Origin of the sequence: Castellaniella hirudinis (assembly GCF_042651965.1) — a bacterium.
Classification (GTDB): Bacteria; Pseudomonadota; Gammaproteobacteria; order Burkholderiales; family Burkholderiaceae_B; genus Castellaniella; species Castellaniella hirudinis.
Window position 1 is genome coordinate 147,160 of the sequence record NZ_JBHSDY010000003.1, and the last position, 23,670, is coordinate 170,829.

The 23,670-nt window shown below is 66.5% G+C and carries 21 protein-coding genes and 3 pseudogenes; 14 read left to right on the forward strand and 10 right to left on the reverse strand.

What is annotated here, in order from left to right; translation table 11 throughout:
• Positions 1–66 precede the first annotated feature (66 nt).
• The 4 genes from ACFO0J_RS05855 (at position 67) to ACFO0J_RS05870 (ending at position 4,920) form a co-directional block, all read left to right on the forward strand.
• Positions 67–1,281: an ABC transporter substrate-binding protein gene (locus ACFO0J_RS05855; protein WP_376812122.1), complete on the forward strand. Its 1,215-nt coding sequence runs from the start codon at positions 67–69 to the stop codon at positions 1,279–1,281.
• A gap of 105 nt (positions 1,282–1,386) precedes the next feature.
• Positions 1,387–2,262 carry a branched-chain amino acid ABC transporter permease gene (locus ACFO0J_RS05860; RefSeq protein WP_376812123.1) on the forward strand — a complete coding sequence of 292 codons (876 nt, stop codon included), beginning with the start codon at positions 1,387–1,389 and terminating at the stop codon, positions 2,260–2,262.
• A gap of 7 nt (positions 2,263–2,269) precedes the next feature.
• Positions 2,270–4,207: an ABC transporter permease subunit gene (locus tag ACFO0J_RS05865; RefSeq protein WP_376812124.1), complete on the forward strand. Its 1,938-nt coding sequence runs from the start codon at positions 2,270–2,272 to the stop codon at positions 4,205–4,207.
• Complete coding sequence (locus ACFO0J_RS05870; RefSeq protein ID WP_376812125.1) at positions 4,201–4,920, forward strand: ABC transporter ATP-binding protein; 720 nt, start codon at positions 4,201–4,203, stop codon at positions 4,918–4,920. Before ACFO0J_RS05865 ends, ACFO0J_RS05870 begins: the two co-directional genes overlap by 7 nt.
• 16 nt (positions 4,921–4,936) lie before the next feature.
• Here ACFO0J_RS05870 and ACFO0J_RS05875 read toward each other — a convergent pair whose 3' ends face one another.
• A complete protein-coding gene (locus ACFO0J_RS05875) occupies positions 4,937–5,611 on the reverse strand; it encodes a Crp/Fnr family transcriptional regulator (protein WP_376812126.1) in 675 nt (224 codons plus the stop codon).
• A 102-nt stretch (positions 5,612–5,713) separates the two neighbouring features.
• On the opposite strand from ACFO0J_RS05875, the gene ACFO0J_RS05880 reads away from it, so the two are divergent.
• The 8 genes from ACFO0J_RS05880 (at position 5,714) to ACFO0J_RS05915 (ending at position 15,022) form a co-directional block, all read left to right on the forward strand.
• The gene (locus ACFO0J_RS05880) at positions 5,714–6,502 is read left to right on the forward strand and encodes an ABC transporter ATP-binding protein (RefSeq protein WP_376812127.1); all 789 of its coding nucleotides are present in this window, start codon (positions 5,714–5,716) and stop codon (positions 6,500–6,502) included.
• Positions 6,499–8,463, forward strand: coding sequence for an AMP-dependent synthetase/ligase (locus ACFO0J_RS05885; protein ID WP_376812128.1), 1,965 nt, complete (start codon positions 6,499–6,501; stop codon positions 8,461–8,463). The genes ACFO0J_RS05880 and ACFO0J_RS05885 overlap by 4 nt, the downstream gene beginning before the upstream one ends.
• The gene (locus tag ACFO0J_RS05890) at positions 8,460–9,344 is read left to right on the forward strand and encodes a branched-chain amino acid ABC transporter permease (RefSeq protein ID WP_376812129.1); all 885 of its coding nucleotides are present in this window, start codon (positions 8,460–8,462) and stop codon (positions 9,342–9,344) included. Before ACFO0J_RS05885 ends, ACFO0J_RS05890 begins: the two co-directional genes overlap by 4 nt.
• 3 nt (positions 9,345–9,347) lie before the next feature.
• Complete coding sequence (locus tag ACFO0J_RS05895; protein ID WP_376812130.1) at positions 9,348–10,421, forward strand: branched-chain amino acid ABC transporter permease; 1,074 nt, start codon at positions 9,348–9,350, stop codon at positions 10,419–10,421.
• Positions 10,422–10,460: 39 nt separating this feature from the next.
• Positions 10,461–11,741, forward strand: coding sequence for an ABC transporter substrate-binding protein (locus ACFO0J_RS05900; RefSeq protein WP_376812131.1), 1,281 nt, complete (start codon positions 10,461–10,463; stop codon positions 11,739–11,741).
• Entirely contained in the window at positions 11,738–12,529 is a 792-nt protein-coding gene (locus ACFO0J_RS05905; RefSeq protein ID WP_376812132.1) for an ABC transporter ATP-binding protein, read from the forward strand. Before ACFO0J_RS05900 ends, ACFO0J_RS05905 begins: the two co-directional genes overlap by 4 nt.
• A 106-nt stretch (positions 12,530–12,635) precedes the next feature.
• Entirely contained in the window at positions 12,636–13,907 is a 1,272-nt protein-coding gene (locus ACFO0J_RS05910; protein ID WP_376812358.1) for a phenylacetate--CoA ligase family protein, read from the forward strand.
• A gap of 95 nt (positions 13,908–14,002) precedes the next feature.
• Positions 14,003–15,022, forward strand: a complete 1,020-nt coding sequence (locus tag ACFO0J_RS05915) for an amino acid ABC transporter substrate-binding protein (RefSeq protein ID WP_376812133.1) — start codon at positions 14,003–14,005, stop codon at positions 15,020–15,022.
• 314 nt (positions 15,023–15,336) lie between these two features.
• Here ACFO0J_RS05915 and ACFO0J_RS05920 read toward each other — a convergent pair.
• Positions 15,337–15,572: pseudogene (locus tag ACFO0J_RS05920) on the reverse strand (DUF2274 domain-containing protein).
• 52 nt (positions 15,573–15,624) lie between these two features.
• Here ACFO0J_RS05920 and ACFO0J_RS05925 point away from each other — a divergent pair.
• Entirely contained in the window at positions 15,625–16,560 is a 936-nt protein-coding gene (locus ACFO0J_RS05925) for a GlxA family transcriptional regulator (RefSeq protein ID WP_376812134.1), read from the forward strand.
• Positions 16,561–16,699: 139 nt separating this feature from the next.
• Here ACFO0J_RS05925 and ACFO0J_RS05930 read toward each other — a convergent pair whose 3' ends face one another.
• On the reverse strand, positions 16,700–17,560 hold the full coding sequence (locus tag ACFO0J_RS05930; RefSeq protein WP_376812135.1) for an isocitrate lyase/PEP mutase family protein: 861 nt from the start codon (positions 17,558–17,560) through the stop codon (positions 16,700–16,702).
• 85 nt (positions 17,561–17,645) lie between these two features.
• Positions 17,646–18,788 carry a cytochrome P450 gene (locus ACFO0J_RS05935; protein WP_376812136.1) on the reverse strand — a complete coding sequence of 381 codons (1,143 nt, stop codon included), beginning with the start codon at positions 18,786–18,788 and terminating at the stop codon, positions 17,646–17,648.
• Between the two features lie 52 nt (positions 18,789–18,840).
• On the opposite strand from ACFO0J_RS05935, the gene ACFO0J_RS05940 reads away from it, so the two are divergent.
• Positions 18,841–19,473: a helix-turn-helix domain-containing protein gene (locus tag ACFO0J_RS05940; RefSeq protein WP_376812137.1), complete on the forward strand. Its 633-nt coding sequence runs from the start codon at positions 18,841–18,843 to the stop codon at positions 19,471–19,473.
• A 254-nt stretch (positions 19,474–19,727) separates the two neighbouring features.
• Here ACFO0J_RS05940 and ACFO0J_RS05945 read toward each other — a convergent pair whose 3' ends face one another.
• From ACFO0J_RS05945 to ACFO0J_RS05970, 6 genes and pseudogenes are all read right to left on the reverse strand, one after another.
• Entirely contained in the window at positions 19,728–19,886 is a 159-nt protein-coding gene (locus tag ACFO0J_RS05945; RefSeq protein WP_376812369.1) for a hypothetical protein, read from the reverse strand.
• 43 nt (positions 19,887–19,929) lie between these two features.
• A pseudogene (locus ACFO0J_RS05950) lies at positions 19,930–20,064 on the reverse strand (DNA repair protein RadC); the annotation flags it as partial.
• A gap of 206 nt (positions 20,065–20,270) precedes the next feature.
• Positions 20,271–21,020 carry a PDDEXK nuclease domain-containing protein gene (locus ACFO0J_RS05955; RefSeq protein ID WP_376812138.1) on the reverse strand — a complete coding sequence of 250 codons (750 nt, stop codon included), beginning with the start codon at positions 21,018–21,020 and terminating at the stop codon, positions 20,271–20,273.
• Positions 20,975–21,894, reverse strand: a pseudogene (locus ACFO0J_RS05960) (tyrosine-type recombinase/integrase); the annotation flags it as partial. The gene ACFO0J_RS05955 and the pseudogene ACFO0J_RS05960, both read right to left, overlap by 46 nt.
• 363 nt (positions 21,895–22,257) lie before the next feature.
• Positions 22,258–22,746 (reverse strand): hypothetical protein, encoded by a 489-nt coding sequence (locus ACFO0J_RS05965; RefSeq protein WP_376812139.1) that lies wholly within the window; start codon positions 22,744–22,746, stop codon positions 22,258–22,260.
• The gene (locus tag ACFO0J_RS05970; RefSeq protein ID WP_376812140.1) at positions 22,743–23,645 is read right to left on the reverse strand and encodes a hydroxymethylglutaryl-CoA lyase; all 903 of its coding nucleotides are present in this window, start codon (positions 23,643–23,645) and stop codon (positions 22,743–22,745) included. Before ACFO0J_RS05970 ends, ACFO0J_RS05965 begins: the two co-directional genes overlap by 4 nt.
• Between the last annotated feature and the right edge of the window lie 25 nt (positions 23,646–23,670).

Genomic DNA, 23,670 nt, shown 5'->3' on the forward strand with positions numbered 1-23,670 from the left:
GACTTTCCGCCGTGCATGTGAAACAGGCCGACACACCTGCCGGCCGCATCGAGAACGGGAGACGACATGACATTTCACAAGACTTGCCTGGCCCTGGCCATCACCCTGTCGCTGGCGGCGAACGCCCAGGCGGCCGACCCCATCAAGGTCGGCGTATCCGGGCCCTTCACGGGAGGGTCCTCCTCCATGGGCGTGAGCATGCGTGACGGCGTGCGCCTGGCTGCCCAGGACATCAATGCCAAGGGCGGGGTGCTGGGACGCCAGATCGAGTTGGTCGAGCGTGATGACGAGGCCAAGAACGAGCGCGGCGTGCAGATCGCCCAGGAACTGATCAACCGCGAACATGTGGTCGCTACGGTGGGCTTCATCAACACCGGCGTGGCCCTGGCCTCGACCCGCTTCTATCAGAACGCCGCCATCCCGGCCATCGCCAACGTGGCGACGGGCTCGGTGGTCACCCAGCAGTTCCTGCCGCCGAAGCACGAGCACAACTACGTGTTCCGCATGTCGGCCGCCGACAATATCCAGGCCCCCATGATCGCCGCCGAGGCCGTCACCAAGCGCGGCTTCAAGAAGGTCGCCATCATGGCCGACTCCACCAACTACGGCCAGCTTGGTCGTGAGGACATGGAAAAGGCCCTGGACAAGCTGGGCGTCAAGCCGGTGGTGGTGGAAAAATTCAATATCGGCGACGTCGACATGACCGCGCAGTTGCTGCGCGCCAAGGAAGCCGGCGCCGAGGCCCTGCTGACCTACGGCATTGGCCCCGAACTGGCCCAACTGGCCAACGGCATGGCCAAGCTCGGCTGGAAGGTCCCCCTGATCGGCAGTTGGACACTGGCCATGGCGAACTTCATCGACACGGCGCGCGCCAACGGCGACGGCGTGCTGATGCCCCAGACCTTCATCCAGAGCCCCAACACGCCCAAGCGCAAGGCCTTCATCAACGCCTACGTCCAGAGTTTCAAGCCCAAGCACGACCGGATCGAATCGGCTGTATCCGCCGCCCAGGGCTATGACTCGGTGCTGCTGCTGGCGGCCGCCATCGAGCAGGCCGGCAACACCAAGGGCGCCGACATCCGCGCCGCGCTGGAAAGCCTGCAGAAGCCTGTCGAAGGCGTGATCATGACCTACAAGACGCCTTATTCGGTGACCGATCACGAGACCATCGACGGTCCCGATCTGGTCTATATGGGCGAGGTCTCCAAGGGGCGTGTGGTCTTCGCCCACCCGGAAGACGAACAGCGCAGCATCGCCAACGCCGGCCAGTCCGCCCAATAAGCCCGCCGCACCGGCGCATCCTGCCGCGCGGCAGGATGCGCGTTTCGAGGCGCCGTCCACGGCATCCCGAAGTTTCGCGGACGGCGCATTCCCGCTGGAAAGAACATGACGATTTTTCTGCAACTGGCCTATAGCGGCGTGGCCCTGGGCATGATCTACGCGGTCATCGCCTTCGGCTACCAACTGACCTACGCCACTTCCGAGACCCTGAACTTCGGTCAGGGCGACGCCTTGATGCTGGGCGGGCTGGTCGGCCTGACCCTGGTCGGGATGGGCGTGAGCTACTGGCTGATGATTCCCCTGGTCTGCATCTTCGGCATGGCGCAGGGGGCCGTGGTCGAGCGTGTCGCCGTGCGCCCTGCGATCCAGGCGCGCTCCGAGTTCGGCTGGATCATGGCGACCATCGCCCTGGGCATCATCTTCCGCAACACGGCCGAGAACATCTGGGGCCGCGATGCGCTGCATTTTCCTTCCCCCGTGCCGGAAACGCCCTTCAGCGTGCTGGGCGCCAACATCCTGCCGATGGAACTGCTGGTGGTCGCGGGTGCGCTGCTGATCATGGGGGCCATCGAACTCTTCAACCGCACGTCGATCTACGGCAAGGCCGTGGTGGCGACCTCCGGCGACCGCGACGCGGCCGGCCTGATGGGCATCAACACCAAGCTGGTCATCACGTTTTCCTATGCGTTGTCATCCCTGACGGCGGCCTTCGCGGGCGTGCTGGTCGCGCCGTTGACGCTCACCGGCGCTTCGATGGGCGCGGTGCTGGGCCTGAAGGCCTTTGCCGTGGCCATCGTGGGCGGCCTGAACAGCGGCCTGGGCGCCATCGTCGGCGGCCTGCTGCTGGGCGTCATCGAAACCACCACCGGCTTCTATCTTTCCACCGGCTACAAGGACGTCCCCGGCCTGATCCTGCTGCTGCTCGTCCTGACGGTACGGCCCGCCGGGCTGTTCGGCAAGACCGCCATCAAGAAGGTCTGATCCCACCATGAACAAGAAGCATCTGCTGTCTTTTGCCGCCCTGGCCGCCGTATTGGCGATGGTGCCGCTCGCGGTCGACAACCCCTATTACCTGCACCTGATCGAGACCATCCTGATCTACGCCGTCCTGCTGCTCGGGCTGGACATCGTCGTGGGCTACACCGGCCAGGTGTCCCTCGGCCATGCGGGGCTGTTCGGGATCGGCGCCTATGTCGTGGGGACGCTGGTCCTGCACCTGGACATGCCGTTCTGGATCACCCTGCCGGCCGCCGTCGTGGTGACGGCGGGGTTCGGCGCGATCCTGGCCTTGCCGGCATTGCGTGTGACCGGGCCCTATCTGGCGATGGTGACCCTGGCCTTCGGCACCATCATCCAGATCCTCATCAATGAGATGGACTTCCTTACGGCCGGGCCCATGGGCATCAGCCTGGACAAACCCGTCGTGGCCGGCCACATGCTGAGCGGCCCCGAGTTCTTCTGGCTGGTGCTGGCCCTGCTGGGGCTGGCGGTGCTGTTCACCGAGCGTGTGGCGCGCTCCCACTACGGGCGCGCCTTCGAGGCCTTGCGTGACAGTCCCATCGCCTGCGACTGCATGGGCGTGTCGGTGTACCGCTACAAAGTCGTGGCCTTCGTCATCAGCGCCGGCCTGGCCGGCCTGTCGGGCGCGCTGCATGCCTATTCGGAACAGTACATCTCGCCCAACACCTATACCTTCGAGTTGATGGTGCTGTTCCTGCTGGCCCTCATCATGGGCGGCCGAAAGACCCGTTCGGGTGCGCTGCTGGGGGCGGCCATCATCGTGCTGCTGCCCAAGATGCTCGATGACGTGTCCACCTTCCGGCCTTTGGCCGTGGGCCTGGCGGTGCTGGTCGCGGCAGGCGCCGTGATGGCGGTGCGGCGCGGCCGCGCCACCCCCGGCCGCATGGCGGCGCCGGTGATCGGCGCCCTGGTCCTGGCGGGCGGTTCGCTGGCGCTGGAGCAGATGACCGACTGGCGGCTGTCGATCTTCGGTCTGATGATTTTGTTCGTCGTCTATTACCTGCCGGACGGGATCGTCGGTTTCGTGGCGCATGCCCTGGGCCGTGCCCAGCCTGCCCCGGCGTTGACCGAACCCGTGCAAACCGCTCCGGCGGCCGAGGACGGCGGACTGCCGGATGCCTCGCACGGTGTGCTGCTCACCGTGGGCCAGGCCGTGATGCAGTTCGGCGGACTCAAGGCGCTCAACGGCGTCGATCTGGAGGTCCGGCGCGGTACGATCCATGGCCTGATCGGCCCCAACGGCTCGGGCAAGAGCACCATGATGAACGTGCTGACGGGCATCTACGCGCCCACCGCGGGCTCCGTGGTCTTTGCCGGCCGCGACCTGGCCGGCCTGACCTCCGCGCAGATCGCTGCGCGGGGTGTGGCGCGCACTTTCCAGAACGTGCAGCTTTTTGGCGAGATGAGCGCGCTGGAAAACGTGCTGGTCGGGCTGCACCATTCCTTCGGCAGCGGGCTGACGGGCATCGCCCTGCGCACCCCGGGCTGGCGGCGCGAGGAACAGCGCGCCCGCGCCCGGGCGCTCGGGCTGCTGGAGTTCGTCGGTCTGGCCTCGCTGGCCCATGAGGAGGCGCGCAATCTGCCCTACGGCAAGCAGCGCCTGCTGGAAATTGCCCGCGCCCTGGCGCTGGATCCCCAGTTGCTGCTGCTCGACGAGCCGGCGGCCGGCCTGACGGCGCCGGACATCGAGGAACTGCTGGCCATCATGCGCAAGCTGAAGGCCCGGGGCCTCACCGTCATCCTGATCGAGCACCACATGGACGTCGTGATGGGGGTGTGCGACGCGGTGTCGGTACTGGATTTCGGACAGAAGATCGCCGAGGGGCTGCCCGCCGACGTGCAGGCCGACCCCCGGGTCGTCGAAGCCTATCTGGGCGGTGAACAGGCGGGAGCGCAGGCATGCTGAAGATCGAGAACCTGGAAGCCGGCTACGGCAAGGTCAAGGTGCTGCACGGCATCAGCCTGGACGTGCCGGCCGGCAAGGTCGTGACCCTGATCGGTTCGAACGGGGCGGGCAAGACCACCACCATGCGGGCCGTGTCCGGCATGCTGCGGCCCTCGGCGGGGACGATCACCCTGGGTGACCGGCGGATCGAGGGGCTGGAGTCCCACCGGATCGCCCGTCTGGGCCTGGCGCATTCCCCGGAGGGGCGGCGTGTCTTCCCCACGCTGAGCGTCATCGATAATCTGCGGCTGGGCGCCTTCCCGCGCCTGACCGGCAGCCGGGCGCGCGGCGATGTGGCCCGCGATCTGGATCGCGCGCTGGACCTGTTTCCGCGCCTGCAGGAGCGGCGCGCGCAACTGGCGGGCACCCTGTCGGGCGGCGAGCAGCAGATGCTGGCCATGGCGCGCGCGGTCATGCTGAATCCCGAGGTCATCCTGCTGGACGAACCCTCCATGGGGCTGGCGCCGATCCTGGTCGACGAGGTCTTCCGCATCATCTCGCGCCTGAAGTCCGAAGGCGTGACCATGCTGCTGGTGGAACAGTTCGCCGCGGCGGCGCTAGCGGTTGCGGATTACGGCTACGTGCTGGAGAACGGCCGCATCGCCGTCGAAGGCCCTGCGCAGCAACTGCGCACCGATCCCGCCGTCGCGGCGGCCTACCTGGGCGGGCACTGACGCATCGCGTCCGCCCTCACACCCCGTAGTCCTTCAGCCCGTCCAGGTCCAGCACCTGGACGGCGCCGTATTCGATCTTCAGCAGTTGCGCGGCTTCCAGCGCGCGCAGGGCCTGGTTGGTGCGCTGGCGGGAAATGCGCGCCAGAAAGCCGATTTCTTCTTGCGTGATTTCCAGGCGCATCGAGTTGCCCGGGTACAGCAGCGGGTTGAACAGCTCCGCCAGGCAGCGCGCCACGCGCGCGTCGGGGGCCAGCAGGCGGTCGTATTCGGCCTTGCCGATGAACTGCGCCACGCGCTCGTTCAACTGGTGCAGCAGATAGCGGTTGAAGGGGATGCTGGCGTCCAGCAGCCAGTAGAACGTGTCGCCGCGCAGGTGGGCGATGGTGCTGCGGCGCAAGGCGATGATGTCGTATTTGCGGGCCTCGCGTTTCAGCAGCGAGCCTTCGCCGATCCAGCCGCCGGCCGGCACCCCGGTCAATGACGCCAGCTTGCCGTCGGCGTTGCCCACGGAGACCTTCACCAGGCCGTCCAGCACGCCGATCCAGGCTTCGGCCACGACGCCTTTGTGTTCGATGATCGTGCCCTCCGGTACCTCGGCCAGGACGGTGTCCCGGACGACGCGCGCTTGCTGGTCGGCATCCAGAAGATCGAACCATGCGGCGTGCGCCTGCAGCATTTGGGCGGTATTCATGGGTGATTACCCTAGAACGGAAGCGAATGTCATATGTGCGACAGTTGGGGGTGTGTCCAGGCAGTATCTTAGACGGAACGGATCATCTCTGAGGAGGCTTCGGTGCCGAATCATGCTGGGTCGAGCGAAGGCGTATTGTCTCTCAAGCAGGTCAGCCGCTGGTTTGGCGGCGTCCAGGCTTTGGCGGACGTGTCCATGGACATCGGTCAGGGCGAAATCTACGGCCTGATCGGTCCGAACGGCGCGGGCAAGACCACGCTCGTCAACGCGATCACCGGCTTCTATCCGCCGCAGCAGGGCACGATCCGTTTCGAGGGCAAGCCGCTGAACGGGATCCATCCCCACCGGGTCGCCCGCAACGGCATCGCGCGCACATTCCAGAACGTGGCGCTGTTCAAAGGCATGAGCGTGCTCGACAACATCCTGCTCGGGCGCCACGTGTTCATGCGGCCCAGCGCGATGGCCTCGCTGTTCTATTGGTGGTGGGCGCAAAAAGAAGAAATCGTCCATCGGCACAAGGTCGAGGAAATCATCGATCTGCTGCAGCTCGAAAGCGTGCGCGACGAGCCCGTCGAAGTCATCCCGCTGGGGATGCAGAAACGTGTCGAGCTGGCCCGTGCCTTGGCGGCGGAGCCCCGGCTGCTGGTCCTGGATGAACCCATGGCGGGCATGAACCAGGAAGAAAAGGAATACATCGTGCGCTTCATCCTGGATGCCCAGGAAGCGCTGGGCCTGACCATCCTGCTGATCGAGCACCACATGGACGTGGTCACCGCGATTTGCGATCGTGCGTTGGTACTGAACAATGGCCGCATGATTACAGAAGGCCCGGTGCACGAGGCCGTGAATCATCCGGCCGTCGTGTCCGCCTACATCGGGGAGGTCGCATGACGCCTGCACGTCCTGAGGCGCCCCGGCAGGATGCCGAAGTGCGCGCCGACGACCATCTGATCGCGGTGCTGGCGCACAATGCGCGCATGCATGGCGATGTCGTGGCGATGCGCGAGCGTGATCGCGGGATCTGGCAGGAATATCGCTGGCGCGATTATCTCGATCAGGTGCTGGGCGCCGCCGCCGGGCTCGAAGCGCTGGGCGTGGCGCCTGGGGATACGGTGCTGGTCATCGGCGACAACCGCCCGGCGATGTATTTCGGGATGCTGGCGGCGATCACGCTGCGCGCGGTGCCTTCGCCAGCCTATCCGGATACGACGCCCGACGAACTGTTCGGGCAGCTCGACCGCGAGGGCGTGCGCTACGCCATCGCCGAAGACCAGGAACAGGTCGACAAACTGCTCGGCCTGCGCGAACGGCATCCCGCGCTGCAATGGATCATTTATGACGACCCCCGGGGGCTGACGGGGCATGCGCCCGAAGGCGTAGTGGCCTTTGCTGAACTCGTGCGCCGGGGCCGCGAACGTCTGCGCGAGACGCCCGCGCTGCAGGACGATCTGCTGGGACGTCCCCGGGCGGATGACATCGCCGTGTTGCTGCATTCGTCGGGCACCACGGGCGCGCCCAAGGCGATTCCGCTCAAGCACCGGCATGTGCTGTTCGCAGTGCGCAGCGCGGCGGCGGCCGGTTATTTCCAGCCGGGCGAAACGCATATGGCCTACATGCCCATCGCCTGGGTAGGGGATTTCAGCTTTTCGATCGGCGCGGCCCTGGCGCTGCGGTTTACGGTCAACATTCCGGAAAGCCCGGAAACCGTCCAGCACGATCTGCGCGAGATCGCGCCCACCGTGTATTTCACCTCGCCCCGGGCGTGGTCGGCCATGCTGACGCGCGTCCAGGTCGGCATCCAGGAATCGAGTCCGCTCAAGCGTTGGCTGTATGAGCACTTCATGCCCTTTGCCATTGCGCTGGAGCGCGGGCGCCTGCAGGGGGCGCAACCCGGCCTGGCACAACGGCTGTGGCGCGGTCTGGGCGAGGTCCTGATTTACGGGCCGATCAAGGATCAGCTCGGGCTGTCGCGTGCGCTGCGCTCGTATACGGCCGGCGAGGCCATCGGCGAAGAAGTCTTCCTGTTCTTTCGTGCCCTGGGCCTGGATCTGCGCCAGTTCTACGGCCAGACGGAAAACAGCGCCCTGTGCGCGGCGCAGGCCCCGGGCACGGTCAAGCTGCATACCGTGGGCGTGCCGTTTCCGGGCACCGAGATGCGCGTCAGCGACACGGGCGAGATCCTGGTGCGCGGCGGCAATGTGTTCGACGGCTATTACCAGAACGACAAAGCCACGGCCGAGGCCTTGCAGGACGGCTGGCTGCATACCGGGGACGCCGGTCACATCGAAGACGACGGTCAACTGGTGGTCCTTGGGCGCGTTTCCGAAGTCGTCCATACGCGCGGCGGGCAGCGGTTCATCCCCACCTACATCGAAAACCGCCTGAAATTCAGCCAGTACGTCAAGGACGTGTGCGTGATCGGCGCCGGGCGCGATGCGCTGTCGGCCCTGGTCGCCATCGACTGGGACGCCGTGGGCCATTGGGCGCAAGAGCAGGGCGTGGCCTATACCTCGTTCGCGGACCTGTCCCAGAAACCGCAGGTCTACGACCTGATCGAGGGTGTGATCGCGCACGTCAACACGGTACTGCCCGCCGAGGTCCAGGTGCGCCGCTTCGTCAATCTGCACAAGGAATTCGATCCGGACGACGGCGAAGTCACCCGCACGCGCAAATTGCGCCGGGGCGTCATCGACGAACACTATTGCGACATCATTGATGCGATCTATGCGGGGCGGGACGCCGTGGATTCCGAAGCGCAGATCACCTACGAAACCGGCGCTTCGGGCGTGCTCAAGCGTCACCTCGCGATTCGCGACGTGTCCCGGCAGGCCGGCGCGGAGGCGGCGGCATGAATATCGAATTCTTTCTCGAACTCCTGGTCAACGGCGCCCTGACCGGCCTGATGTACGGCATGGTGGCCCTGGGCATCGTGCTGATCTACAAGTCCTCGGGGGTGCTCAACTTCTCGCAGGGCGCCCTGGTCATGACGGCGGGCTACGTGACGTGGCTGCTGACGTCCTTCGGCTTGCCGATCTACCTCGCCGCCGTGCTGGGCATGGCGGTGCTGTTCGGCTTCGGTCTGCTGATCGAGCGCCTGCTGCTGCGGACCCTGGTCGGCCAGCCGATCATCATGATCGTCATGCTGACGCTCGGGCTGGATATTTTCCTGCGCGGACTGATTCCCGGGGTGCTGGGCACGTCGCCCAAACACCTGGACATCGGCGTCGGCATGGCGCCGTTGATCCTGGGCGACGTCTTCATCAATCGGGTGTATCTGGTGGGCGGCATGGTGGCCCTGGTGCTGTTCGCCCTCGCCGCGCTGTTCTTCCGCACCCGGCTGGGCACGAAGCTGCGCGCGGTGTCCGACGACCACGTCTCCAGTTGGTCCGTGGGCATTTCGGTCGAGCACGCGGTGGCCGTGTCCTGGGGCCTGGCGGGCGTCTGCGCGGTCGGGGCCGGCACGATCTGGGGCACGGTGCAGGGCGTGGAATGGTCGCTGACCGCCTTGCTCTTTCCGGCGGTCGCCGTGGTCATCCTCGGCGGCATCGACAGCATTCCCGGGGCGCTGCTCGGGGGCCTCGTGGTGGGCGTGCTCGGCAGCGTCATCCCGGGTTACGTCGATCCGCTGGTCGGCGGCAGCACGCGCGACGTGGTGACCTCGGTCATCATTCTGCTGACCATCATGATCCGGCCCTACGGCATGTTCGGCCGCGAAGACATCGAAAGGATCTAGCCCATGTTCTATCGGCTCTCCGGTGTTCACCACACGCGCTACGCTTCGGCGCGGCAGCTCTGGCCGCTGCCGGCTGATCGCTGGCAGGTTGCCGTGGTCTTCGTGCTTGCGGCGGCGGCGCCGCTCTACATGTCCGATCTGTACCTGTCCAGCTACATGCTGCCCTGGCTGGTCTGGAGCGCAGCCACGCTGGCGCTGACGCTGCTGATGGGGGTCGCGGGGCAACTGCACTTCGGTTTCGGCGCGGTCATGGCGATCGGCGCCTACACCAGCATCCACCTGACCCAGGCCGGCGTGCCGTTCGAAATCGCCCTGCTGGCGGCCGGGCTGATCTCCGCGTTCATCGGCTGCCTGTTCGGCGCGGCGGCGCTGCGCGTCAAAGGTCTTTACCTGGTGATGGCGACCTTGGCGATGCAGTTCCTGGTGGACTGGGTCATCATCAACGTCAAGGCGATTTCGGGGGGCGCGGTGGCCACCTTGCAGACCCCCGCCGTCGAGTTCCTCTGGCTGCCGATCGACACGGTGGCGGCGCGCTATTACGTCGCCCTGCTGTGGGTGGTGATCGTGACGCTGTGGATGCTCAACATCAAGCGCACCAGCTTCGGCCGCGCGCTGGTGGCCGTGCGCGACAAGGATTTCGCCGCCGCCGTGATCGGCGTGAACATCTTCAAGTACAAGCTGCTGGCGTTCTTCACCAGTTCCTTCCTGGGCGGGGTCACGGGCGCGATTCTGGCGTTCTGCTTCTACCGGGCGGTCACGCCGCAGCAATTCAGCTTCGACATTTCCATCCAGTTGGTCGCCATGGTGCTGGTGGGAGGCCTGGGCAGCGTGATCGGGGCCTTTCTGGGCGCAGGTTTCGTGCTGCTGGCGCCGATCGTGCTGCTGAACATCGTGGCGCCGCTCGTTGAATCGGGCTGGCTGCCGGTGTCGTCTTCGCTGATGGCGCACATCCCCCTGATGATCTACGGCGCCATGATCATCGGATTCCTGCTATTCGAGCCCCTTGGCCTGGCCAAGATCTACGACAACGCCCGAAAATATTTTCTGGTCTGGCCATTCCGGCACACCCAGAGTTGATGCCGCATTTCGCGTCATTACGCACAGGAGGAGGTCAACATGAAACAGAGCATTCGATCACTGGTCGGCGGCGGTCTGGCCGGCGTTGCGATCCTGGCGGCCGGTCTGGCCGGCGGGGCCGCCCAGGCCCAGGACAAGGCGCCCATCAAGGCCGCCACGCTGCTGGACTTCACCCGCGTCTACACCTTCCTGACTGACGAGTACAGCCAGGGCCAGCAGGACTACATCAAGCTGCTGAACATGGAAGGCGGCATCGACGGCCATCCGGTCGAACTGATCGTGCGAGACCAGGGCAGCCAGCCGCAGCAGGGCATCGCGCTGTACAACCAGGCCCGCGACGAGGGCGCGATTTTCTTCGACTTCCTCAGCACCCCGGTCGCCAATGCCGTGATGCCTCGCGCCAATGAGGACCATCTGCCGATGATGACCTTCGCGCACGGCCGCGCCGACGCCATCGACGGCAAGCTGTTCCCCTTCGTGTTCCCCTCGGCGGCGATCTACCGCTCGCAGGCGGCCTTGCTGCTGAAGTACATGGATGAACACGTCGGCGGGCTGAAGGACAAGAAGATCGCCTTCGTCCACATCGATTCGCCCTTCGGGCGCGAACCGATCGCGCTGCTCGAAGCCATGGCCAAGACCAAGGGCTTCACGCTGAAGACCTTCCCCTACGCGGTGCCCGGCACCGAGCAGTCGGCCGCCTGGACCGACGTGCGCCGCTTCCGGCCCGATCAGGTCATCATCTGGGGCGCGGGTCCGGGGCAGGCGGTCTCGGTGCGCGGCGCGATTTCGAACGGCATCTCGCCCAAGAGCATCTATTCCGTGATCTGGCTGTCCGAGACCGACATGCGCTCCTTCCAGGGTGATGCCGTCGTCGGGGTGAAGCGGTTCACCGCCGTCAACACCGGCGCCGATTCGGCCATCCTCAAGCGCATCAGCGAAAAGGTCGTCGCCGCCGGCAAGGGCACGGGCGATGCCAAGGTCGTCGGTTCCACCTACTACAACATCGGGGTGGCCACCATGGCGATCATGGCGCAGGCCGCGAAGCAGGCGCTGGCCGACCAGGGCGAGCCGCTGACGGGCGACAAGCTCAAGGCCGGCTTCGAGAAGATCAAGGACTTCGACGCCGAAGGCCTGATGCCGGCGCTCACCATCACTGCGGATGACCACCAGGGCGGCGGCTGGGGCCGTGTGTCCGAGTGGGACGGCAGCAAGTGGGTGCCGCTGAACGACTGGGGCCATGCCTATCAGGACGTGATCTGGGGCCTCGTCCGTGAAGATGCAGCCAAGGCCGCCAAGGCGGCCCAGGAGACCAAGAAGTGAGCTTGCTCTCACTGAACAATGTCGAGGTCGCCTATGACAAGGTGTTCCTCGCCATCAAGGGCGTGTCGCTGGACGTCGAGGAGGGCGCGATGGTCGCCATCCTCGGCGCCAACGGCGCCGGCAAGTCGACCACGCTGAAGACCATCAGCGGCTTGCTGGCGCCGGAGCGCGGCGCGATCCGGCGTGGGCAGGTGACCTTCCGGGGCGAGGACATCGGCCCGCACAACCCGCCGCAGCGGGTCCGCATGGGCCTGGTCCACGTGCTGGAAGGGCGGCGTATTTTCGAGCACCTGACGCCGGACGACAATCTGCTCGCCGCCTATCCCGGCCGCCACGCCAAGAGCCGTTACGGCGACCTGCGGGATCAGGCCTATGCCTATTTCCCCCGGCTGGCCGAACGCTCGCGCACCAAGGCGGGCTATCTGTCGGGCGGCGAACAGCAGATGCTGGCGATCGCCCGCGCGTTGATGACCGAGCCGCGCCTGATCATGCTGGATGAGCCGTCGCTGGGACTGGCGCCGGTGCTGGTCAAAGAGATTTTTTCCATCATCCGGACGATCAACCAGACCCAGGGCACCAGCGTGCTGCTGGTCGAGCAGAACGCCCGGGCGGCCCTGGACATCGTCGATCACGCCTATCTGCTCGAGAACGGCCACGTGGTCATGAGCGGCAGCGCCGAAGCCCTGAAGCAGAACCCGGACGTCCAGGAGTTTTACCTCGGGGGCGGCGGCAAGGTCGACTATCACAACGTCAAACACTATCGCCGGCGCAAGCGCTGGCTGGCCTGACTGGCCTGGCTATTGGAGAGTGTGTATGGAGGGGGATTCTTTTGACGCTGGGCCGTCCCAAGGCAAAAGCGCCCCCTTGGGGGGCAGCAAGCCCGCAGGGCGCAGCGTGGGGGCCTTTTACGATACGCGTGAGACCTCTCCGGTTGACGAGCGCGAGCGTGACCTGTTCGCCCGCCTGCCCGGCTTCGTTCAGGCGGCGTGCGAGCGCGCGCCTGCCGTGGCGCGGCAATTGCAGGGTATCGATCCCGCCGGTCTGGCAGACCGGGCCGCCCTGGCCCGTGTGCCCGTGCTGCGCAAGAGCGAATTGCTGCAGATCCAGCATGCCACCCGCATTGCCCGCGAGGGCGCCACCCTGGATGCCGAGCGCCTGCGCGTGTTCGGCGGCTTTGCCACTGTCGGCTGGGGCGCGGCGCGGCGGGTGTATGCCTCGCCGGGGCCTATCTATGAGCCCGAAGGCACGCGCCCGGACTACTGGGGCTTTGCCCGCGCCCTGCATGCGGCGGGCGTGCGCCCCGGCATGCTGGTGCACAATTGTTTTTCCTATCATTTCACCCCGGCCGGCGGCATGATGGAATCCGCCGCCCATGCGCTGGGGTGCACGGTGTTTCCCGGCGGCGTCGGGCAGACTGAACAACAGGTTCGCGCCATGGCGGATCTGGCGCCGCACGCCTATACCGGCACGCCCAGTTTTCTGCGCATCATCCTGGAAAAGGCCGACGAGATGGGGGTGTCGCTGCCCTCGCTGCAACGGGCGCTGTTTTCCGGCGAGGCCTATCCGCCGTCCTTGCAGACCTGGTTCAAGGATCGTGGCATCCAGGGGTTTCAGGCTTATGGCAGCGCGGACCTGGGCATGGTGGCTTTTGAGACCTCCGCGCGCGAGGGCCTGGTCGCCAACGAGGACCTGATCCTGGAAATCGTCCGGCCCGGCACCGGCCGGCCCGTGCCCGAGGGCGAAATCGGCGAACTGGTGGTCACGACCCTGAATGCGGACTATCCGCTGCTGCGCTTTGGGACCGGCGACCTGTCGGCCCTGATGCCCGGGGCCTCGCCCTGCGGCCGGACCAATCTGCGTATCCGTGGCTGGCTGGGGCGGGCCGATCAGACGACCAAGGTGCGCGGCATGTTCGTCCATCCCGAGCAGATCGCCCATGTGCTGGAACGGCACGCGGAGATCGGGCGCGCCCGTCTGGTGGTGTCGGGGGAAACCGGCCATGACGTCATGACCCTGCAGGTCGAGGCCGATGCCGCGCTCGATACCGAAGCCGTGGCCGCCACCGTGCGCGAGCAGACCAAGCTGCGGGCCGTGATCGAGATCGTGGCCGCCGGCAGCCTGCCCAACGACGGCAAGGTGATCGAGGACGCGCGGCGCTACGATTGAATCCTATGACGCATATAGCTCCGGAGCATATTGCGTTGCAGGTTCCCTCAGTTACTATGTGCAAATCCGTGAAGCAGACTGAGGGAGATTCTTCCATGCGTGGATTCAAAACGATTGCCGGCCTGGCCGTCCTGCTGGGCGCCGGCGTGCCCCTGGCCCAGGCCGACACCCTGTCCGTGGTGAAGGAACGCGGCACTGTGCAGTGCGGCGTGACGACCGGCTTTGCCGGGTTTTCGGCCCCTGACACCCAGGGCGAATGGAAGGGCCTGGACGTGGACATGTGCCGCGCCGTCGCCGCCGCCGTGCTGGGCGACGCGGCCAAGGTCAAGATCGTGCCGTTGAACGCGCAGCAGCGCTTCACCGCCCTGCAGTCAGGTGAAATCGACTTGCTGGCGCGCAACACCACCGTGACGCAGTCGCGCGACACCGCGCTGGGCGCCATCCACGCCGCCATCAACTTCTACGACGGCCAGGGCTTCATGGTGTCCAAGTCCCTGGGCATCACCTCGGCCCGCGACCTGAACGGCGCCACGGTCTGCATGCAGACCGGCACGTCCAATGAACAGACCATGGCCGACTGGGCGCGCGCCCACAAGGTGCAGTACAAGCCCGTCGTGATCGAGCAGTTCAACGAGGTCGTCAATGCCTTCGCGGCCGGTCGTTGCGACGTGTTCACCACCGATGCCTCGGGCCTGGCCTCGATCCGTATCGCCAAGCTGACCAAGCCTGCCGATTACGTGATCCTGCCGGAAATCATCTCCAAGGAACCCCTCGGTCCCTTCGTGCGCCAGGGCGACGACGCCTGGCTGAACATCGTCAAATGGAGCTTCCACGCCATGGCCGGCGCCGAAGAACTGGGTGTGACCTCGGCCAACGTCGACACGCAACTGAAAAGCGCTGATCCCAACGTGCAGCGCCTGCTGGGCGTGACCGGCAGCGCCGGCAAGAACCTGGGCCTGGACGAAAAGTGGGCCTACAACATCGTCAAGCAGGTCGGCAACTACGGCGAATCGTTCGACCGCAACGTGGGCATGGGCAGCTCGCTGCAGATCCAGCGCGGCCTGAACGCCCTCTGGAAGGACGGCGGCCTGCTGTACCCGCTGCCGATCCGGTAAGCCGCGCGCCCGGCGGCAAAAAAGCTCCGGTGTCAAGTCCTCTGTGAAAATCACGCAGGGCTTGAAACCGCATATGGGACAGTAGGTTAGCTCTTTTTCCGGCCACTGTGGCGAGGTGTGGTCTGGTGGGCTAGGAGCCACATAGGAGCGTCGGGAGAGAAAGCCGCATCGCACTTTGTCGTGCTAGATTGCCGAGGAACGGCGGGCCTTGTAGCCCATCATAGCCCAAGCGGCTCATGGCGGCATCCAGAACGAAGAACGCGCAGCCTTGGGCTGCGCGTTCGATTGATGCCGCTGGACAGCGTTCGAGGCCATCATGTCGGCTTGGACGGCATGCTCCGCGTCGCGGTGCCCTTCCTGAATCCCCGATCCCTTGCCATGAAGGCTTCGAGCATGTGCGGGATCAACTTCTCAGCATCGACCGCCTCGCCGTAGGTCTGCGCATGCAGCGCGGCGTAGCGGTCTTCAGGCTGACCGGGCACGCAAAGGCCAGCTTGACGCTCTCGGTCTTGGGCAGCGGCCCGAGCCGCAGCTTCTTCGTCGTACTCATTGCGAGGCTCCCCGATTGAAGAACAGCGGCTGGTAACAAATGGATTGGGCCAATGCGCATCGCCGTCCTCGCCTATGACCAGATCAGCCCCTTCATGCTGTCCACGCCGCTGCTGGTGTTCGGCGAACCGGCGCTGGCCGGCGGGCATCGCATCGACGTGTGCGCCAGCCAGCGCCGGCTGTCCGCCATCGGCGGCCTGACCCTTCAGGCCCGCTATCCGCTGAAGACCGCGCGCGAGGCCGACGTGGTGATCCTGCCCGGCTGGCGCGATGCCGCCGAGCCGGTGCCGGCCGACATCGTGGCCGAGCTGAAGGCCGCCGGCGCGCGCGAAGCGATCGTCGTCGGCCTGTGCCTGGGCGCTTTCGGCCTGGCCAAGGCGGGTTTGCTCGACGGGCTGCGCGCGACGACGCATTGGGCGTTTGCCGATGCCTTCGCGGCACGTTATCCGAAGGTGGCGGTCGATCCGGGCGCGCTCTTCGTCGATGCGGGACAAGTGCTGACGTCGGCCGGCGTCGCCTCCGGGTTGGATTGCTGCCTGCACCTGCTCGCGCGGATCGCCGGCGTCGGCGAGGCCAACCGCATCGCTCGCCATCTCGTCGTTGCGCCGCTGCGCGGCGGCGGGCAGCCGCAGTTGCTTGAACGACCGGCCATCGGCTCGTCGGCGGATCGCCGGGTCTCGGAACTGCTGGCAGCGCTGCGCGCCAATCCGGCGTCGGCCCCTTCGCTGGATGAACTGGCCGAGCGCGCTGGCATGAGCCGCCGCACGCTCACGCGCCACATCCGTGCGCGCACGGGCGGCAGTCTGGGTGAGTGGCTGAAGCACGCCCGGCTGGCGCGGGCGCAGGAACTGCTGGCAGCCGGTGCACGCGGCCTGGAGGATGTCGCGCAGCGCTGTAGATTTCCCGATGCCCATGCCTTGCGGGCGGCGTTTCGCACGGAGTTGGGCGTGACGCCGACGCAGTGGCTGGCGCTGCAGAGATTGGATTGAGCGCCGACCGGCATCTTTTCTGCTTCTGTTCGCGCTTCGGACGTTGATACTGGATGCGACCGTTTGTTCTCGTCCGCCGTTTCCTTGGCTGCTGTGGAGTTGCGCCCTGCAGTTTGCAGGGTAAGCAAAAAGGCATGACTCAGTGGCCGAACAGGGCGTTCAGTTCGGCACCCGTGGCCGCGCCGGCAAAGCCGTCGAAGCGCCCGTGCTGCGCCAGGTCGCGCGCCGCGCGCATGAAGCCGCCCCAGGCCGCGCGTGCCAGGCCGCCACCCACGCTGATGCGTCGCACGCCCAGTGCCGCGATCTGCTGCACGTTCAGTTCGCTGGTGCCGCCTACCAGCAGGTTGACCGGTTTGGGCGCCACGGCCGCGACCACGGCGGCGATCTGCTCGCGCGTGTGGATGCCGGGGGCGTAGAGGCAGTCGGCGCCGGCCTGGGCATAGGCCTGGAGCCGGGCGATGGTGTCGGCCAAGTCGGGCCGGCCGACAAAGAAGTTCTCGGCCCGGCCGACCAGCAAGGTGTCGCCTCCGGCCGCGTTGATGGCCGCGCGTGCCGCCCGAAGGCGTGCCAATGCGACCTCAAGCGGGTACTGCGGGTTGGCCGCGTCGCCCGTGCCGTCCTCGATCGACAGGCCGGCCACGCCGGTGGCGACCGCCAGGCGAACGCTCTCGGCCACGTCCTCGGGCGTGTCGCCGTAGCCGTCCTCGAAATCGGCGTTGACGGGCAACTCGGTGGCCGCGACGATCTCGCGCAGGTGGGCCAGAACGGCATCGCGCGCCATGGCGCCATCGACTTGGGCGTTCGACCAGGCGTAGCCCGAACTCGTGCTTGCCAGGGCCTGGAAACCCAACGCTTCCAGGTAGCGCGCGCTGCCCGCGTCCCAGGGGTTGGGCAGCACGAAGCAGCCTTGCTGGTGGAGGGCGCGGAAGGCGGCGCGCTTCTGTGCGCAAGAACGAGCAACGCCGCCTGGCGCGTCCGAACGCGGTGCCGCTGGGTGCATGGTGTTCTCACCGGGAGGGTGAACGCGTTCGAAAGCACTGATGTCAGCAGGCATGCGGGTCTCCAAGTCAAAACAGGATATAGGTTCAATGAAAGACCGGTAGCCGGCCATTGGCCGAGGGCCGATAGGACCAACGCAGTGTGTCGGCGTCTGGCCGTGCCTGACCGTCATGCAGGGCACGCAGTGCCGCTGCCGCCACAAGGCAGGCCATCTCCTGCCCCGGGCAGGCGTGGGCACCCCGGCTGAAGCTGTAGAGCCGCGGCGCGGCGCGCTGCGGATCGAAGACATCCGGCTGCGGGTTCGTCTGCGGATCGCGATTGGCGGCGGCCAGCACCAGCAACACCGGCGCACCCGCCGGCAGGTCCACGCCGGCGATGACCGTAGGCTCGGCGGCGAAGCGGCGCGTGTTCTGCACTGGCGAGTCGAAGCGGGCCGTCTCGCGCACGATGCGCAACCAATCACCGGATGCCTGCGCCAGCGCATCGGGATGGCGCGACACCACCACCAGGCTATTGCCGATCAACCCGGCCGTTGCCTCGTAGGTTTGCGACAGCAGACCGACCAGGTTGGCAGTGATGGCCTGTGTGTCGTCCCAGTGTTCGGCCTGAGCGGCGACATGAAGTTGCGCAGCGATGCCCGTGCCGCCTTCTTCGGCCAGCCGTGCCACCCTCTCGCCCAGCGATTTCGCGGCCGTATGCGCATCGGCGAGCTGTTCGGGCGTGCTGAAATGCGAGAGGCAGGCCACGAACGCGCGCGTTGCCGCGGCGATGTCGCCCAGCACTTCGTCGCTGAATCCCAGCAGTGCCGCGACACTGCGCACCGGCACGTCGAACAGCCAGCGGTTGAGCGCTTCGGCGTCGCCCGCGCGCGGCAGCAGTCCGACCGCGATCCGCGTCGCGGCCCCTTCCACGTCCTGTGTGCCAGCACCGGCCAGCACCTGCTCGACCACGCGCTTGGCTGGTTGGTGGCCTGTGCCGTCGTTCATGCGCACCAGCCGCGCGAACACCTCACCCGCCGGCCGACTGGCAAGGGCGGCGGGCACCGGCTCGGCGACCGGCCGCACGCGCATGGTGGGATGCGTGAAAAGCTCGTCCAGCACTTGCGCGCGCGACGCGACCCACAGCCCGAGCGCGGCATCGTAGGCGAGCGGTGGGCCGGCACGCAGCCGGGCATAGAAGGGATAGGGGTCGCCGTGGGTAACGGCCTGCAGGGGATCGGTGGGTTCCATGCAGGGCATTATTATTGGTTGCAGAATTCCTCGCTTCGTTTAGCATCGAAGCATGGATTCCGAATTTGCCGATCACCTCGTTGCCCAGGTCGCCGCCGCCATCGCCGAAGTGGGCGCGTCCACGGCCTCGGCTCACCTGGCGAAGCTGAAGGAGCAAAACCTGGTCGAGGTGCTGGCGCAGGGCCGCCACCGCTACTACAGCATCGGCGACCCACGTGTGGCCGCGGCGCTGGAGGCCCTGATGGTGCTGGCCAGCAGCAGGCCTAGGCCGTTCGTGCCGACAACGCCGCAGCGCCTGCGTCTGGCGCGCACCTGCTACGACCACATGGCCGGCACGCTGGCCGTGGCCTTGCACGACAAATTGTTCGAGATGGGCTGGCTGCAACGGCGCCGCGGGGATGAGGGCGACTACGACCTGACGGCCGACGGCGAGCGCGGGTTCGCAGCGCTCGGCGTTGATGTGGACGGCATGCGCAAACGGCGCCGCCGCCTCGCCTGCGGCTGTCTCGACTGGAGCGAGCGCAGGCCGCACCTGGGCGGCGCGGCGGGCGCGGCGCTGCTGGAGGCGGTGCTGCGCCAGAGGTGGGCCAGCAAGGATTTGGACAGCCGAGGCCTGCGTTTCACGCCACGTGGGCGCGAGGCATTGGCACGGCACTTCGGTGTACCTGCCGATTTCGGAGTCTGAGAACGGTCAGTGCGGGGATCGCCGCAGGCCAGCCGGCGCGTGGTGCCGACAGGGCGTTCTGGCTGGCGTAGCGCCCGCTAGCGAGCATGACGAAGGCCGATAGGTGCCCGCCACGCGCCGCCAGCAGTCGAAACTTGGACGATTGCCAAGTCGGAAGAATGTCGATCGCCTCAAGGTGGGAAACGATCTGCGGTTCCATGCGAACTTGGCACCGTAGCTCGATGGCGTAAGCGGTGTCAGGGGATTCCTCCGATTCAGCGAGTAGCGATGGCGGTAGTTGGCGTGCCGTATTCCAGCATCGCCAATAGCAAGACGACTGCGGCTTGGCCCAGCAGAAAGGCCCAGCCCAGCGCGTTGGGCTGTACCAGACCCAAGGCGGGCAACGCAATACTGAACGGTTCGCCGGCCAGCACGTCGTGACCATCGTGTGCGGGAGCAACGTCGACCCCGACGCCTACCGCGCTGCATCTTGTGCTCGATGGCCTGGCGCGCGGCGTCCAGAATCTGCTCGGCAGTCGCCAGCAGGTAGCGGCCCTGCGTGTCACGCACTATCAGCGAGGAATCGAACGAGGAAAAGGACAGTTGCGACATGATCGTGCTCCGGTTGCTCGGGCGGAATTGCCCGGAACCGTCGCCAGCACGGCGCAGCGCAAGCAGTCAGGGGTCGCAGACGGCCGCCAGGACGCAAGCGCCATCGGCGCGCAGCCCTTGACGGCGAGACTCGCGCAGCGAGGCTCGATGCGCAGCACGACAGCGCGACGGCGGAACGCCGGGACGCCCGACTGTGGGGGACAGGGCTACTTGGTGTCGGTCTTGCGCTGCTCGATCTGCAACTGCGCCCGCTGTGTTGCCTGTTGCAGCCGTTCCACCAGCACGCCCCTCGGCGGCAAAGCGGTCAGATACTCGGCGACGTGGATGCCCGACTTGTCCAACTCCAGCAACTCGATCTGCTCGCGCTTCTTCCCAGTGCAAAGAATGATCCCCAGCGGCGAGGCTTCCTCCGGCTCCCGTTCGTGCTTGTCCAGCCAGCGAAGGTAAAGCTCCATCTGGCCCTTGTAGGCCGCCTTGAACTCGCCGACCTTCAACTCCACCGCCACCAGCCGCCGCAACTTGCGGTTGTAGAACAGCAGGTCGAGGTGGAAATCCTCGTCGTCAATCGGAATGCGCTTCTGCCGGGCCACGCAGCTGAAACCCGCGCCCAGTTCCAGCAAGAACGACTCCATTTCGCGAATGATCGCCGCCTCCAAGTCGCTTTCCTGCCAGGTGTCACGCAGCCCCAGGAAGTCGAGAATGTACGGGTCGCGCATGACCAGCGCGGGCGACATGCGCTGCGCATCCGGGTAGGCAGTGGCGAACTGCACCATGCGGCGCAGGTTCTTGACCGCGAAACTGCCGCCGTACTCCTTGACCAACTGCGCCGCCAGGGTCAACACCACTTCCTCGCCGTAGTCGGCTCGCCGGCCCTCCAAGACCTGCGTGTGGATGCGCTGGCCGATGCGCCAATGTGCCGGGCCGGGTCGTTGGGAGACGGCAGGACATACGGGCAACCCTCCCGGCGCGGGGCCGTCGAAAGCAGCCGATGGGCTTCCGCGCTCATGGGCTTGGAAAGGCCGCCGGTCTTGCTGTCGGGCCACACGACGCGGCGGTTTTCCAGGTCGATCCAGCTCCATTCGAGCGTGCAGATTTCAGAACGGTGGCCAGCGAACTCGAATTGCAGGCGGATCGCCAGCGGGATGACGTAGTTCTCCAGCCCTTCGGCCTCCAGCTTCTCCAGTTGGCGAAAGATCAGCGCCAGCTCGTCGTCAACGATGAGCCGGGTTTCCTCGCCGGGCGGGAACATCGGAACGTGGCGGCACGGGTTCGTGCCGTCCGGGCGGTAGCCCCACACTTCGGCCAGGTTGAACATCTTGCGCAGCACGCCAAAGGCGTTGTTCGCCTCGGCCGGCTTGTAGGCGAACTTTTCCATCAACGCGGCAATGTCGGGCCGCTTCACGTCCTGCACTTTCTTGCGCCCCAGCACCGGAACGATGCAGCGGTCGATGACGGCCTGGTAGCCGCGCTGCGTGGTGGGCTTGTTGCGCTTCTTGGAGTAGTCCTCCATGAACTTTTTGCACAGCGCCTCCATCGTGGGCGCCTTGCGCGCCTCGGCCTTGGCGCCGCCGGGGTCGCCACCCCGGCGAACCTCGGCCAGCCAGTCCTGCGCCATGACGCGCGCCTGCTCCACGGTCGTTCCCCGTACAGCCCCAGCGAGGGCTTGCGGGGCTGACCGGCGTTCGTGCGGTACTGGAGCATGAACACCTTGCGGCCCGCTGGGGTAATCTTGCACAGGAAGCCGGGCACTACGGTATCCCGCAGTTCGACGTCCTTGGCCTGGGGTTGCGCCGCCTCCCCGGCAGTCTTGGTGAGCTTGATCTTTGCCATGATGACTCCTTGGAACGACCCGGTTCCAAGAGCCACATAGGAGCGGCGCGAGGGGAAATCGGGTCAAGTTTCAGAAAGCACCGGCATATGATGGACGCGCCTAAGTTATTGATAAACCTGCTGTACCGAGCTTCGGCGTAGTCCAGCGAAGTACCGGGCTGGAGTCATCGTCAAACAAAAAAGACCCCCACGCTGCGCCTTCGGCTTGCATCCACCTCGCGGCCTGCATGCCGCTCGGATTCGCCAGGCGCAGGCCAGTCCGCAGGGACTGCCCCGCGTCCGGGCTCATCCCCCCAAGGGGGCGCTTTTGCCTTGGGGCGGCCCGGCGGCAAAAAAGCCTGCCTCCTTCGGGACGCAGGCTTTTTATATCGTCCTTTTTCTGTACACCAGGCTGATGCGCGCGAAGGCGGCCTGCAGTTCCGGCGTGCCGGCCTGGAAGGTGACGGGGCGGCCCTTTTGCACGAAGCACACCAGTTTCTTCGAGGCGAGCAGGGGGATGAATTTGGTGGACTGGATTTCGGTCCAGGGCACCTCGCGGCGCGTGATCCAGGACTGGCGGATGCCCCAGTCCGAGACTTCCGTGACCGAGGTCCACATGTGGACGCTCATCCAGAGCAGGGCGCCGAAACACACCACGAGGCTGGCGATGACCGGCATGGGCAGGGCCTGCTCCTGTTCGGACGAGAGCTGCAGCACGATGATCAGGCGCACGGCGATCACGGCCATGATGATCCAGGCGATGGCGGCGATCCAGCGCGGCCAGGCGCGGCCGCGCAAGGGCAGCGGCTCGATCTGGGCCATGAGGGCCTCGTGTTCCTCGGGAGAGGGGCGGCCGAAAGGGGACAGGTTCATGCTTTTTTCAGTGCCAGGGCCCGGCCGGCGCGGCTGGACGTGGGGCGGCCGATGCGTTCGGAAATCCATAGACCGATGTCCACGACGGCGTCCAGGTCCACTCCGGTGTGCAGCCCCTGGCCGTGCAGCAGGTAGAGCACGTCCTCGGTGGCGACGTTGCCGGTGGCGCCCTTGGCGTAGGGACAGCCGCCCAGCCCCGCGACCGAACTATGGAAGATGCGCACGCCGCAGTCCAGCGCCGACAGGATGTTGGCCAGGGCCTGGCCGTAGGTGTCATGGAAATGCCCCGAAACCCGGGTGCCCAGGTCGGCGACCTGGCCGACGGCGCGCAGCACGCGCCCGACCTGGGCGGCCGTGCCTACGCCGATGGTGTCGGCGACGTCGATCTCGTCGCAGCCCAGGCGCAGAAAGCGTTCGGCCACGTCGACCACGGCGGCCACCGGAGTCTCGCCCTGGTAAGGGCAGCCGAGCGCGCAACTGATGCTGCCGCGCAGGCGCAGCCCGGCGGCTTTGGCGGCGGCGGCCACCGGTTCGAAGCGGGCGATGGATTCGGCGATGGAACAGTTGATGTTGCGCTGGGAGAAGGCCTCGCTGGCGGCGCCGAAGATCACGACCTCGTCGGCGCGGGCGGCCAGGGCGCCCTCGAAGCCGCGCAGATTGGGCACCAGGGCGGAATAGAGGGTCCCGGGGCGGCGGGTGAGGCCGGCCATGACGTCTGCGCCATCGGCCATCTGCGGCACCCATTTCGGGGAGACGAAGGACGCGGATTCCACATTGGCGAAGCCGGCGGCCGCCAGGCGGTCGACGAGTTCGATCTTGACGGCGGTGTCGACGAACTGCTTTTCATTCTGCAGGCCGTCGCGCGGCCCGACTTCGACGATTTTGATGTGTTCGGTCATGGCTGTCGTCCGGTGGGAAGCCTCA

Bases quoted from the DNA above. Each gene is read 5' to 3' on its own strand.
- ACFO0J_RS05855 (WP_376812122.1), top strand. From the start codon at position 67: ATGACATTTCACAAGACTTGCCTGGCCCTGGCCATCACCCTGTCGCTG.
- ACFO0J_RS05860 (WP_376812123.1), top strand. From the start codon at position 1,387: ATGACGATTTTTCTGCAACTGGCCTATAGCGGCGTGGCCCTGGGCATG.
- ACFO0J_RS05865 (WP_376812124.1), top strand. From the start codon at position 2,270: ATGAACAAGAAGCATCTGCTGTCTTTTGCCGCCCTGGCCGCCGTATTG.
- ACFO0J_RS05870 (WP_376812125.1), top strand. From the start codon at position 4,201: ATGCTGAAGATCGAGAACCTGGAAGCCGGCTACGGCAAGGTCAAGGTG.
- ACFO0J_RS05875 (WP_376812126.1), bottom strand. From the start codon at position 5,611: ATGAATACCGCCCAAATGCTGCAGGCGCACGCCGCATGGTTCGATCTT.
- ACFO0J_RS05885 (WP_376812128.1), top strand. From the start codon at position 6,499: ATGACGCCTGCACGTCCTGAGGCGCCCCGGCAGGATGCCGAAGTGCGC.
- ACFO0J_RS05890 (WP_376812129.1), top strand. From the start codon at position 8,460: ATGAATATCGAATTCTTTCTCGAACTCCTGGTCAACGGCGCCCTGACC.
- ACFO0J_RS05895 (WP_376812130.1), top strand. From the start codon at position 9,348: ATGTTCTATCGGCTCTCCGGTGTTCACCACACGCGCTACGCTTCGGCG.
- ACFO0J_RS05900 (WP_376812131.1), top strand. From the start codon at position 10,461: ATGAAACAGAGCATTCGATCACTGGTCGGCGGCGGTCTGGCCGGCGTT.
- ACFO0J_RS05915 (WP_376812133.1), top strand. From the start codon at position 14,003: ATGCGTGGATTCAAAACGATTGCCGGCCTGGCCGTCCTGCTGGGCGCC.
- ACFO0J_RS05925 (WP_376812134.1), top strand. From the start codon at position 15,625: ATGCGCATCGCCGTCCTCGCCTATGACCAGATCAGCCCCTTCATGCTG.
- ACFO0J_RS05930 (WP_376812135.1), bottom strand. From the start codon at position 17,560: ATGCACCCAGCGGCACCGCGTTCGGACGCGCCAGGCGGCGTTGCTCGT.
- ACFO0J_RS05935 (WP_376812136.1), bottom strand. From the start codon at position 18,788: ATGGAACCCACCGATCCCCTGCAGGCCGTTACCCACGGCGACCCCTAT.
- ACFO0J_RS05940 (WP_376812137.1), top strand. From the start codon at position 18,841: ATGGATTCCGAATTTGCCGATCACCTCGTTGCCCAGGTCGCCGCCGCC.
- ACFO0J_RS05965 (WP_376812139.1), bottom strand. From the start codon at position 22,746: ATGAACCTGTCCCCTTTCGGCCGCCCCTCTCCCGAGGAACACGAGGCC.
- ACFO0J_RS05970 (WP_376812140.1), bottom strand. From the start codon at position 23,645: ATGACCGAACACATCAAAATCGTCGAAGTCGGGCCGCGCGACGGCCTG.